The organism is Geobacter pickeringii (assembly GCF_000817955.1).
GTDB classification, from domain to species: Bacteria; Desulfobacterota; Desulfuromonadia; order Geobacterales; family Geobacteraceae; genus Geobacter; species Geobacter pickeringii.
Window position 1 is genome coordinate 2257393 of record NZ_CP009788.1, and the last position, 12142, is coordinate 2269534.

The following is a 12142-nucleotide window of genomic DNA, read 5'->3' on the forward strand; positions in this document are numbered from 1 at the left end:
CTCTTACCCTGCCAGCATCGGAAGATTCAGAAGCTCCGGAAAGTTCGTTATCCGGAAGTCGGCGCCGGCAAGCTCCTCGGCAGCGCCGTATCCCCAGGTGCATCCGACGGTCGTTACCCCGGCACCATTCCCTGCGGCAATATCGTTGATGCTGTCCCCCACCATGGCAGCCCTGTTGGCATCGACGCCGAAATCGGCAAGAAGCTTCAGGACCGGTTCCGGCGACGGCTTGCGCTGCGGCAGGGAATCGGCCCCCAGGACCGCATCGAAGTAGCCGTCAACCGCAAGGATGGTGAGGACCTCCCGACAGAGGGCGACGTTCTTGTTGGAAACGACCGCCATCCGCGTGCCGCAGGCTCGGAGCAGATCGAGAGTCTCCCGCACCCCGGGATAGAGGACGGTCCGCACGGCGATGTTGCGGTGATTGTAGTCGATGAAGAGGAGAAGCGCCCGTTCGATCTCGGCTTCGCCGGCGCCGGGAAGCGCCCGTTCCACAAGGCGGCGCGCCCCCTGCCCCACGAGGAGGCGGACCTCCTGCTCGGCAAGCGCAGGCCGGTTGAAGATGGTCAGCATGTGGTTGGTGGCGTCGGTCAGGTCGGCAAGAGAATCGATCAGGGTTCCGTCGAGGTCGAAGATGATAAGGTCGGTGCGATGGGGCACGGTCAACTCCCGGCAAGTGATCAACCTCTCAACTATAATGCCATTTCCGGCTCTGCCGCAATAAGAAAAGCCCGTCCGGCGGGACGGGCCCTCCTCCTGGCACGTGTGGGTCAGTACTCCTTCAGGTTGCTGAATTCTCCCCACGCCAGGTAGGTCTGGGGGGATTCGACGAAGGAGTAGATGTTCTCCACGATGCTCAGATGCCGTCTTTCCTCTTCTGCCAGCGCGAGAAGGAGCTTTTTCGTCGCATCGTTTTCGGCCGTGGCGGCCAGCTCTTCGTAGAAGCGAACACTTTCCTCTTCCTCTTTCACCACGTGACGGTAGCCGTCGGGATCGTCCTTCAACTCGGCCATGAGGTTACGCTTGCCAAGGAGGGGCCGGAAAGCGCATGCCGCATCGTCCACGGCCCTGAATGCGGCAGCGGGAGTATCGCTCTCCTCTTTCATCCTTTCCAGGGCATCGTGGTGCTCCGCTTCGGCCGACGCCAGCAGGGAAAAAATGTTCTTCAGTTCGGGAACCGGCGCCGCCTCCGCCAGCTTCTCGTAATGAGTCCTGGCTTCCTCTTCCATCTTGAGCGCACAATCGAAGACGTTCATAAAACTGCCCCCTTTCCTCTCAGTCGCGCGACGAGGCGCTATCTACTGTAATTATACTCCTCCTTGGCGCGCCCGGCGTCACGGAAGGCCGTCATCGGCGACAAAAAAAGGACGCCGTCTCCGGCGTCCCCTCGTACTGGACCGTTGTCCCTCGTCCTCATTCCCACTCGATGGTGGCGGGAGGCTTCGAACTGATGTCGTACACCACCCGGTTGACCCCCTTCACCTCGTTGATGATCCGGCTGCTGATCCGGGCCATGTCATCGTAGGGGAGCGGGTACCACCCGGCGGTCATGAAATCCTTGGTCTCCACCGCCCGCAGCGCCACAACGTACTCGTAGGTGCGTCCGTCCCCCATGACGCCGACGCTCTTCACCGGGAGGAATACCGCGAAGGCCTGGCTGATCTTGTCATAATGCCCGGCGGCGTAAAGTTCCTCGATATAGATGGCATCGGCCCGGCGGAGGATGTCGGCGTACTCCTTCTTCACCGCGCCGAGGATCCGCACGCCAAGCCCCGGCCCCGGGAACGGGTGGCGCCAGACCATCTGGTGCGGCAGCCCCAGTTCCTCGCCGATGGCCCGCACCTCGTCCTTGAAGAGCTCCCGCAGGGGCTCCAGAAGCTGAAGCTTCATGTATTCGGGGAGCCCGCCGACATTGTGGTGGCTCTTGATGTTGTGGGCCTTGCCGGTCTTGGCACCGGCCGACTCGATGACGTCGGGATAGATGGTCCCCTGGGCAAGCCATCTCGCATCCTCGATCTTCGTCGACTCCTCCTCGAAGATCTCCACGAAGAGGTTCCCGATGATCTTGCGCTTCTTCTCCGGATCGGCCTCGCCGGCCAGGGCCGAAAGGAACCGCTCCTCGGCATCCACCCGGATCACCTTTACCCCCAGGTTCTCGGCAAAAGTCGCCATCACCTGGTCACCCTCGCCGAGGCGGAGAAGACCGTTATCGACGAAGACGCAGGTAAGCTGGTCGCCAATGGCACGGTGGATGAGGGCCGCCGCCACCGACGAGTCGACCCCCCCCGAGAGGCCGAGGATCACCCGGTCGCTCCCCACCTGGCTCCGGATCCGGGCCACGGCGTCTTCGATGATCTGGCCGGGGGTCCATCTGCCGGTGCAGCCGCAGACCTTCCGGACAAAGGTGTCGATCAGCAGTTCGCCGCGGGGGGTATGGTTCACCTCGGGATGGAACTGCACGCCATAGAGACGGCGGGAGACGTCTTGGATGGCGCAGACCGGGGCGTTGGCGGTCTCGGCCACCACCTCGAATCCGTCGGGGACCCGGGAGACGTGGTCACCGTGGCTCATCCAGACCGGGCTCTTCCCTTCGACAAAGAAGCCGTCGAAGAGCGAACCGGGGGTACCGCAGGTCAGGAGATCGGCATGGCCGAACTCCCGCTTCCCGGCCGCCACCACCTCGCCGCCGAAATGGCGGCTCATGAGCTGCATGCCGTAGCAGATCCCGAGCACCGGCACTCCCAGCTCGAAGAGCTCCTCGGCCACGGCCGGCGCCCCCTCCTCGTAGACCGACTTCGGACCGCCGGAGAGGATGATCCCCGCGGGGGAGAAGGCGCGGATCGCCGCCAGCTCCATGTCGAAGGGGTGGAGTTCGCAGTAGACATGGGCCTCGCGCACCCGCCGGGCAATGAGTTGGGTGTACTGGGAACCGAAGTCGAGAATAAGGATCTTTTCGCTGTGGATGTCGATGCTCATCGAACGTTTTCGACCCGGTAGTTCGGGGCCTCCTTGGTAATCATGACGTCATGGACGTGGGACTCCTTGAGCCCCGCACCGGTGATGCGGATGAAGCGCCCCTTCTCCTGAAGCTCCTTGATGCTGTGGCTGCCGGTGTACCCCATGCCGGCCCGCAGGCCGCCCATGAGCTGGTGGACGTTGGCCCCCAGCGGGCCCCGCAGCGGCACCATCCCCTCGATCCCCTCGGGAACGAGCTTCACCTCGCTCTCCACGTCGCTCTGGAAGTAGCGGTCCTTGCTCCCCTGCTTCATGGCGCCGATGGAGCCCATGCCGCGGTAGCTCTTGTAAGCCCGCCCCTGGTAGAGGATGGTGTCGCCCGGCGACTCCTCGGTGCCGGCGAAGAGGGAGCCGATCATGATGACGTCGGCCCCGGCGGCAACCGCCTTGGTGACGTCGCCCGAATACTTCACCCCGCCGTCGGCGATGAGGGGAATGTCATACTTGCGGGCGACCTTAGCACACTGGGCGATGGCGCTGATCTGAGGAACGCCGACCCCGGCCACGACGCGGGTGGTGCAGATGGAGCCAGGGCCAATCCCGACCTTGATGGCATCGACGCCGGCCTTGATGAGGGCCTCTGCCGCCTCGGCGGTGGCGATGTTGCCGGCGATCAGCTCAATGCCGGGGAAGTTCGCCTTGGCGGCCCGGATGGCGTCGAGAACCCCCTGGGAGTGGCCGTGGGCCGTGTCGACCACGATCACGTCGACCCCCGCCCTGAGGAGGGCGTCGACCCGGGCCTCCATGTCGCCCGAAGGACCGACCGCCGCGCCGACCCGCAGACGCCCGAGGGCGTCCTTGCAGGCGTGGGGATACTTCCTGACCTTCTCGATATCCTTGATGGTGATGAGCCCTTTCAGGTTCTTCTCCCCATCCACCACGAGGAGCTTCTCCACCCGGGTGTTCTTCAGGTGTTCCTTCGCCTCTTCAAGGGTGGTGCCGACCGGTACGGTGACGAGGCGCCCCTTGGTCATGCGGGCCGAGATCGGCAGATCGAGATTGGTTTCGAAACGGAGGTCCCGGTTGGTGAGAATGCCGACCAGTTTCCCCTTGCTATTGGTTATGGGAACGCCCGAGATCCGGTATTTTTCCATGATGGCCAGGGCCTCATGGATTTTCTGGGTAGGGCGCATGGTGATCGGGTCCACGATCATGCCGGATTCGCTCTTCTTGACCTTGTCCACCTCCATCGCCTGCTCCTCGATGGTGAGATTCTTGTGGATGATGCCAAGCCCCCCCTCGCGCGCCATGCAGATGGCGGTGCGGGCCTCGGTGACCGTATCCATGGCGGCCGAAACAAGCGGAATGTTGAGGGGAATGTTCTTGGTGAGGCGGGAGGAAAGGTTTACGTCGCGCGGGAGTACCTGGGAATGGGCGGGAACGAGGAGAACATCGTCGAAGGTCAGGCCTTCCGGAATCGTTTCATCTAGCATCGCGGACTCCTTTGTCAATTACTATCTAAATATTAACCGAAAAGACTAACGGAGGGGTGGCGCAGAGTCAAGCCAAAAGGAATTAAAGATCATTACTTCGCAGCAGGCTCTAAAACCCGTGACCGGCACCGTCAGAGCGGTGGCCGGTCACGGTTCCCGGATCAGCGGGGGATGAAGTCTCCCGTCATCCCCGGCAGGGCCGCAACGATGAGCCGCACGGCATTCTCGAGATCGGAGAGGGAAAGGAGTTCCACCGGGGTATGCATGTAACGAAGCGGGATCTTGACCAGGGCAGTGGCAACGCCACCGCGGGAGATCTGCATCACGTTGGCGTCGGTGCCCGAGGCGCGGGGGATGCCGGTATACTGCACCGGAATCCCTTCGCGTCCGGCAGTACCGGAAAGAAGGTCGAACAGGGGATGGTTGATATTGGCGCCCCGGGGAAGGACCGGCCCCCGCCCCAGTTTCACCTCGCCGTTATGCTTCTTCTCCACATCGGGCTGGTCGGTGGCGAAGTCTACCTCCACGCAGATGCCGATGTCGGGATTGACGCGGTAGGCACTGGTGGTTCCCCCCCGCAGTCCGATCTCCTCCTGCACCGACGAAACGCCGTAGAGATCGACCGGGAGGAGCGCGCCCGACTCGGCCACCGTCCGGAGCACCTCGGCCACCACGAAACTTCCCGCCTTGTCATCGAAGGCCCGCGATGCGACTCGGTCACCGAGGAGGGATTCCATGCCGTCGACAAACGTCACGGCGTCGCCGACGCGGACGAGCGCCAGCACCTCGTCCTTGCCGCCGGCACCGATGTCGATGTACTGAGCATCGAGACGGACGACCTTCTTCCGGTCATCCTCCTCCATGAGATGGATCGGTTTCTTGCCGATGACCCCGGCGACCTCTCCCGTGGCCGTATGGATACGGACCCGCTTGCCGGGCGTAAGGTGGGCGTCGACGCCACCGATGGCGGCAAAGTAGATGAAGCCGTTGTCGTCGATGTACTTCACCTGGAAACCGACCTCGTCCGAATGCCCCACGAGCATCACCCGCGGAAGGCCCTCCCCGCCCCCCGGAATCCGGCCGATGACGTTCCCCATCACATCGGTCGTCACCTCGGCATAGGGCGAGATGTATTCGCGGAAGACCCGCTGGGCTGGCTGCTCGTACCCCGATGGGCTGGGAGCCTCGACGAGACGTTTCAGAAAATCAAGGGATTCGGAACGCATGAAACCTCCATGACGACGGGTGATAGATGCGGGACGACGAACGCGGAGCGGGCACCGCCAGGGGGAAGCTCCCCCCCCCCCGGTGCCGGCGGGCCGATCCTCACATGGGGTATTTGCCGAGATCGGCAGGATCCAGGTTTTCCAGGAAATCGACGAAGCGGCGCTCGTCAAGCTTCGTGAATCGCTCCCCCGAATCGCCGGAGGCAAGGGGTGAGTCTTCGAGAAGGCGACTGGCGACCATGACCGGAAGGGAATGCTTGAGCGCGAGGACGAGGGCCTCGGAGGTGCGGACGCCGAGCTTCACCATTTCTCCGTTCAGTTCCAGGCTGACCGAAGCCGTGACGAGCCCCTCCTTCATGTCGTCGATGGCGATCTCGGCCACCTCGGTCCCGAGATGAGCGAGCAGCGCCGCCAGGAGGTCTTTCCGGTCACTCTTGGCCGACGCGTCGTTTCTGACCAGCTCGGCCACCATGGAGAGGGCATCGGTACTGCTGAGCCAGAGCGGAAGAGTGTTCGCCTCCTCGGCATCCTTGAGGATGACGACCGGCATGTGGGCGATGGAATCAAGGGCGAAGCCGTATATGGACATCCGTCGGTAGGAGGGACGATCGTCGACGGTTTCCGTTGCTCCGGCGGTGTCAGTCATGGAACAGTTCCCCCAGGAGCGAATTCTGGTAGCCGAAGGTGATCGCCACCTCGGCGATTTTCCCCACGAGTGACGGATCGGCGGAGAAATTCACGACCCGGTTGCCGTCGGTGCGGCCGAAGAGCTGGTCTCCCCGCTTGCTCACCCCTTCCACGAGCACCTTCTGCCGCGTGCCGACGAAACTCTCGTTGCGGCGCCGCGTCATGATCCGCAGCATCTCCTGCAACCGGTCGAAACGCTGCTGCTTCTCTTTCCGGGAGACGGCGCCGGGAAGTTCAGCCGCCTTCGTTCCCGGGCGCACCGAATAGATAAAGGTGAAGAGATCGGCATAGTCCACCTCCTCCACCAGGGAGAGCGTCTGCTCGAAATCCTCGTCCGTCTCGCCGGGAAAACCGACGATGATATCTCCCGTGATCTGGATGTCCGGGCGGGCCCCCTTCAGGTCGGCGACCATCCCGAGATACTGCTGCCGGGTGTACCCCCGGTTCATGCGCGACAGAACCGCATCGCTCCCCGCCTGGGCCGGCAGGTGAATGTAGCCGCACAGCTTCGGCAACTCGGCGAAACAGGCGATGAGCTCCGGAGAGATATCCTTCGGGTGGGACGTGGTGAAACGAATCCGCTCCAGCCCGTCGATGGCAGCAACCTGCCGCAGCAGTTCCGCAAAGGAGATCTCCCCCTCCGTCTTGATCCCGTAGGAGTTGACATTCTGGCCGAGGAGCGTCACCTCTTTCACCCCGGCGGCTACGGCGCCCCGGATCTCCGCCAGGATATCGGCGGAGCGGCGGCTGATTTCACGGCCGCGGACGTACGGGACGATGCAGTAGGAGCAGAAGTTGTCGCACCCCTGCATGACGGTCACAAAGCGGGTGACGCCGCCCTCGGTCTCCCCCGCGGGAAAGAGGTCGAGGCGGGTATCGCTGTCGATGAACTGGACCTCGGCACGCCGTTCCCCCCGTTCGGCAGCCTGCACCATTTCAGGGAGAAGGTGCAGATTGTGGGTGCCAAAGACGAGGTCGAGCCACGGCACCTTCTTCAGAAGCCGCTCCCCTTCCTGCTGGGCGACACAGCCGCCGACGCCGAGCAGCAGCCCTTTCCTTTCGCGCTTCAGCCCCTTGAAGCTCCCGAGATGGCCGTAGACCTTCTCCTCCGCCTTTGCACGGACGCTGCAGGTATTAAGTATAATCAGATCCGCCCGGGACGAATCGTCGGTTGAGCTATAGCCAAGTCCCTTCAGAAGCGACGCGATCTTCTCGGAATCACTCACGTTCATCTGGCAGCCAAAGGTTTCGATGTAGAGCAGTTTCTCGTTTGTCACGTTTCACATTCCTCATTGTTAATCCGCTCGATAGTACGAAATTCGCGCGCACGGCGTCAACCGACATTTGCGCGTACGCCAGCCGGAAACCCGCCCCCTGTCAAATAACCGTAACAATCGTCAAAAAACGTCACATACATTCATATACTCAACAGACAACATATAGATATTACTCAATTTGAATATATTTAAAAGCAGGCATAGTCATTGCTTTATGTATGCATATGTTTGAATTTTAGAGTGGGAACCACTCGTGGGAGAAAGGGCAACTGATCGAGCAGGTGGCGATCATCGAGGAAAATGTCCGCCATTTTCCTCCACCGACGGGCATACCCACGGCACACATTCAGCACGGAAAGGAGAACACATGAAACGCACGACCCGCAACATCCTTGCCACAGCGGTACTCCTGGGGCTCTCCCAGCCGCTGGCAGTCTTGGCGGCCGACCCGGACCTGCAGAAGAAGGTCGATTCCATGGAGAAGGAACTGGAGAGCCTGAAGCAGCAGATGAAGGACACGGACCACAAGATAGAAAAAGTCGAAGGGAAGTCCCTCGGAAAATGGCTGACCATTGGCGGCGATTACCGGTTCCGGGTCGATTCGCTGCGGGGGGCAACCAAGGGCTACACCGATGTGAACAGCACGTTCCAAAAAGCAGCCAACCAGTTGCAGGCCAGTTTTTTCGCTAATCCTACAGTTGCCAATGGGCAAGCACTCAGTGGCCTCATGGCTTTTTCCAACAGCATGAAGCAGGCTACCACGTATGGGGCGGCGCAGCAGTTCCTGCAGAATAACCAGGCAATGTTGGGGGGATTACAGAACTTCGCCGTACCGGTCCCCGACTACAAGCCGAAGAACGACACCCTCTACACCAACCGCTTCGGCCTCGACGTCCATGCCAAGGCGACCAAGGACGTGACGGTCAACGTCCGGCTCCTCATGTACAAAACGTTCGGCTCCCAGGATGACGCGGCCGTGACCAACGGCGGAAGCACGCCGTTCTTTGCCGACCGGGTTGGCGTCTTTGACGGCACCCTCGGCCATGTTCCCTCTTCCAGCTATCTCGATGTGGACCGCGCCTATGCCACCTGGTCCAACATCGCCGATCAGCCGATCTGGTTGTCGGTCGGCCGCCGGCCGTCCACGGGCGGAGCGCCGACCAACCTTCGCCTCAACAACGAGCGTCCCGGCAACGGCGGCACCCCGGCGCTGCTGGTGGACTACGCCTTCGACGGGATGACCCTCGGCTGGGCCCCGGACATCGAGGCGCTTCCCGGTGCCTACGCCAAGGTCTGCTACGGTCGCGGGTATGAGAACGGCTTCGTCGGCAACTCCCTCGCCGCCACCAATAGCCTCAGGGACACCGACATGCTCGGCGTCGCCATCATCCCGGTCGACACCGATCCGCTGCGCGTCTGGCTGCAATGGAACCGGGGCTTCAACATCTTCGACTTCCCGGTCATGAAAAACACCGCATTCGGGAACACCGCCCCCTCCGTCAACCTCGGCGACATCGACTGGTACGGAGCCGGTGCCATGAGCACCCTGAAGAACGTTGGCCCGGGCAACCTGAACTTCTTCGGCGACTTCGGCGCGAGCATCACTCACCCCAACAACAACGTTTCCGCCAACGCCGGCTTCCAGGGGCTCCTGACCGGCGGTTTCTTCCAGCCTGAAGCGCCAAGCGACAAGACCGGCTGGGCCGCCTATGTCGGAGCCCGTTACGACTACACCCCGTCCGGCACCAAGCTCGGCTTCGAGTACAACCACGGCTCGAAGAACTGGATCACCTTCACCCCCGCGGCCGACGACATGTGGACCTCCAAGCTGGGAACCCGCGGCAACGTCTATGAAGGCTACCTGATCCAGGAGCTTAACCTGAAGCCGATCTCCTCATACCTGAGCAAGGTCTTCTTCCGTCTCGGGTACCAGTACTACGACTTCGAGTACACCGGCAGCAACAACTGGGTCGGCGCACCGGTCAAGATTGCCGACATCAAGCAGTCTGACATGCTTCTGCTGACCCCGGTAAAATACGCTCAGGACATCTATGCAACATTCGAGGTGCATTTCTAACAGCTCAGTGCTTCCGACACCAATCGGAGCATGAGTGTACCAGGGTCATACCTCTTTTCGGGGGGCTCTTCGCCCCCCGTCATTACCACACGCCGGTCAATCTGTTAACCGGTCAGACAAAAGGAGCAGAACAATGAAAAAGGCAGTATCACTCATCATGGTCGCAGCGCTACTCACCCTTGGCATCGTTTCGTTCTCCGGTGTGGCCAGCGCGGAAGAAGTGAAGATGGTCGGCGTCATCCAGAAGATCGACCTTGCCGCCGGCGGCAAGACGGCCACCGTCACCCTGAAGGACAACAAGTCCGGCAAGAGCGTCGCCATTACCGTCACCGACGATCTGACCCTCGACAAGTTCAAGGATCACCGGATCGTGGAAGGTGACGAGATCCGCTGCAAGTATGAAACCGACGGGGGAAAGAATCACAGCAAGCTCTTCCGGAAAACCGCCGGCTGCTGAGGGTTCGCTGCCGGATTTCCGATGCACTGCGTGCAGCCCCCGAACCGGTGGCTGCAATTTTCTTGCACCATTAATATGGTTATATGAATTATCAACTTTAAGCATTATTACTTCTTCGCACAGTACGAGGTAGCCATGAAAACGAACTTCTCTCTTGCCGCGATGACACTGCTGCTCGCCACGGTCACGACCCACGCTGCGGAACATCCGGGGAAGGAATATCTGGAAAAGAACGGTTACAAGGGACCGGAGAGCTGTGAGACTTGCCACCCCGGGAAGGCAAAGGAATTCCTGGGAACGGTCCACTGGAAGCACGCATCGAAGGTCACGAACGTGGAAAACATCGATCCGAAGCAGGAATACGGGATGAAAAACCGTATTTACACCATGTGCAACGGCAACGACATCGTCAACAACCTCAAGGAGATTCCCAAAACGGCCGACGCCAAATCGGCAAAATTTTCGGGCTGCAACACCTGCCACCCGGGCAACCACCTCTCGGACGTGGGGAGCACGGGACCGGAAGCCGAAGCAGCGGTCGACTGTCTCGTCTGCCATTCCCGCGAGTATGACTTCAGCCAGCGGAAGCCGTTCAGGGATTCCAAAGGGAATGTGGTGCTCGGCCAGGATCGCAGCCTCAAGGCTGCCCTTGCCATTGCCAAGCCGAACGCCAAGAACTGCATGACCTGCCACGAGGCGGCCGGCGGAGGGGTTCTCGTCAAGCGCGGATTCGCCTTTACTCCTGAGACCGACGTCCACGCCGCCAAGGGGATGGTCTGCGTCGACTGCCACAAGACGAAGAACCATCGGATTCCGACCGGCTTTGACCCGAACAACTGGGCCCACGATGGAGCCCGGCTCGCCTGCACCGACTGTCATACCGAAAAACCGCACAAGGACCAGGCATACAACCGGCACACGGCCCGCATTGCCTGCCAGACCTGCCACGTGACCCGGACCGGTGGGGCGTTCGCCAAGGATTTCACCACGTGGGAGAAACTCCCCAGCGGCTACTACGAACCGACCACCCTCCGGAAAGAGGCCAACGAGACCGTCCCTGTCTATACCTGGTACAACAAGACCGTTGCCAACCGGCCTGAATTCATCGGTCCCAAGGGGAGCAGGAAGGACAAGAGCAGCAAGATCTACCCCTTCAAGATCTTCCAGGGAAAAGCATACTTCAACAAGAAGACCGGCCAGCTCATGGCCATGGATTTCGCCCCGCCGATGGCAACCGGTGACACCCTCGCCGGCGTAGCCTCAGCCGCGAAGATCCAGGGAATCAAAAACTATGAGCCGGTGCCTGGCTGGCAGACCATCTATTTCGGCAGCAACCACCTCGTGACGAAGTCCAGGGCCCTGAGCTGCAACAACTGCCATGCCCCCAACGGCGCCCTCAACTTCAAGGAACTGGGATATTCCGACAAAGAGATCCGGAAGCTGACGAGCCCGGCGATCTATTTCGAGAAATTGGCCGAAAAACAGAAAGAAGAGTGGTAACACCCGCAGTAACCTCCTTCCTGTGATGGGGGGTGGGAAACCACCCCCTCTTTTTGTGCCATGCCACCGCTTTCCGCAGGCATTTTTTTATTGACAGCCCAGCACCCCGGTGATATTTATTTACCTTTCGATAATCACTTCAATCATCATAGTCACATACGCAACGGAGGTGCAGTTTGGCTCATCACAAGTCGGCCCTGAAGAGAATCAAGCAAAACAAGAAGAAGTGTCTGAAGAACAAGCACATCCGCTCTACCCTGCGGACTTTCATAAAGCGTGTTCGCGAGGCGGTCGAGGCGAAAGACGCCACCCTCGCCAAGGAAGCTCTCCAGGCAGCCATCCCGGTCATCGACAAGGCGGCCTCCAAGGGGATCATCCACAGCTCCAATGCATCGCGCAACGTTTCCCGGCTGGCCAAGCTCGTCAACACCCTCGGCTAACGGAAACCCGACAGAGAAATCAAAAGGGAT

The 12142-nt window shown here is 60.9% G+C and carries 11 protein-coding genes; 4 read left to right on the plus strand and 7 right to left on the minus strand.

The features are described 5' to 3' along the window. Window positions 1-3: 3 nt before the first annotated feature. The 7 genes from GPICK_RS10160 to miaB form a co-directional block, all read right to left on the minus strand. The gene (locus GPICK_RS10160) at window positions 4-660 is read right to left on the minus strand and encodes an HAD-IA family hydrolase (protein WP_039742827.1); all 657 of its coding nucleotides are present in this window, start codon (window positions 658-660) and stop codon (window positions 4-6) included. A 110-nt stretch (window positions 661-770) separates the two neighbouring features. Further along, window positions 771-1256, minus strand: a complete 486-nt coding sequence (locus GPICK_RS10165; protein ID WP_039742830.1) for a ferritin-like domain-containing protein — start codon at window positions 1254-1256, stop codon at window positions 771-773. Between the two features lie 157 nt (window positions 1257-1413). Next, window positions 1414-2976: a glutamine-hydrolyzing GMP synthase gene (gene guaA, locus GPICK_RS10170; RefSeq protein ID WP_039742832.1), complete on the minus strand. Its 1563-nt coding sequence runs from the start codon at window positions 2974-2976 to the stop codon at window positions 1414-1416. Continuing rightward, on the minus strand, window positions 2973-4448 hold the full coding sequence (gene guaB / locus GPICK_RS10175; protein ID WP_039742835.1) for an IMP dehydrogenase: 1476 nt from the start codon (window positions 4446-4448) through the stop codon (window positions 2973-2975). The genes guaA and guaB overlap by 4 nt, the downstream gene beginning before the upstream one ends. A gap of 161 nt (window positions 4449-4609) precedes the next feature. Continuing rightward, entirely contained in the window at window positions 4610-5674 is a 1065-nt protein-coding gene (locus GPICK_RS10180; protein ID WP_039742838.1) for a M42 family metallopeptidase, read from the minus strand. A gap of 100 nt (window positions 5675-5774) precedes the next feature. Then, window positions 5775-6320: a bifunctional nuclease family protein gene (locus GPICK_RS10185; RefSeq protein ID WP_084201414.1), complete on the minus strand. Its 546-nt coding sequence runs from the start codon at window positions 6318-6320 to the stop codon at window positions 5775-5777. Then, window positions 6313-7638, minus strand: a complete 1326-nt coding sequence (gene miaB, locus GPICK_RS10190) for a tRNA (N6-isopentenyl adenosine(37)-C2)-methylthiotransferase MiaB (RefSeq protein WP_039742843.1) — start codon at window positions 7636-7638, stop codon at window positions 6313-6315. Before miaB ends, GPICK_RS10185 begins: the two co-directional genes overlap by 8 nt. Before the next feature lie 367 nt (window positions 7639-8005). Here miaB and GPICK_RS10195 point away from each other — a divergent pair, with 367 nt between their 5' ends. The 4 genes from GPICK_RS10195 to rpsT all read left to right on the plus strand — a co-directional run bounded on the left by GPICK_RS10195 (window position 8006) and on the right by rpsT (window position 12112). After that, window positions 8006-9715, plus strand: coding sequence for a DUF3373 domain-containing protein (locus GPICK_RS10195; RefSeq protein WP_039742844.1), 1710 nt, complete (start codon window positions 8006-8008; stop codon window positions 9713-9715). A gap of 133 nt (window positions 9716-9848) precedes the next feature. Next, window positions 9849-10172, plus strand: a complete 324-nt coding sequence (locus GPICK_RS10200) for a hypothetical protein (protein ID WP_039742846.1) — start codon at window positions 9849-9851, stop codon at window positions 10170-10172. A gap of 135 nt (window positions 10173-10307) precedes the next feature. Next, complete coding sequence (locus GPICK_RS10205; RefSeq protein WP_052263396.1) at window positions 10308-11672, plus strand: cytochrome c; 1365 nt, start codon at window positions 10308-10310, stop codon at window positions 11670-11672. Window positions 11673-11848: 176 nt separating this feature from the next. Further along, window positions 11849-12112: a 30S ribosomal protein S20 gene (rpsT, locus tag GPICK_RS10210; protein ID WP_039742848.1), complete on the plus strand. Its 264-nt coding sequence runs from the start codon at window positions 11849-11851 to the stop codon at window positions 12110-12112. Window positions 12113-12142 lie beyond the last annotated feature (30 nt).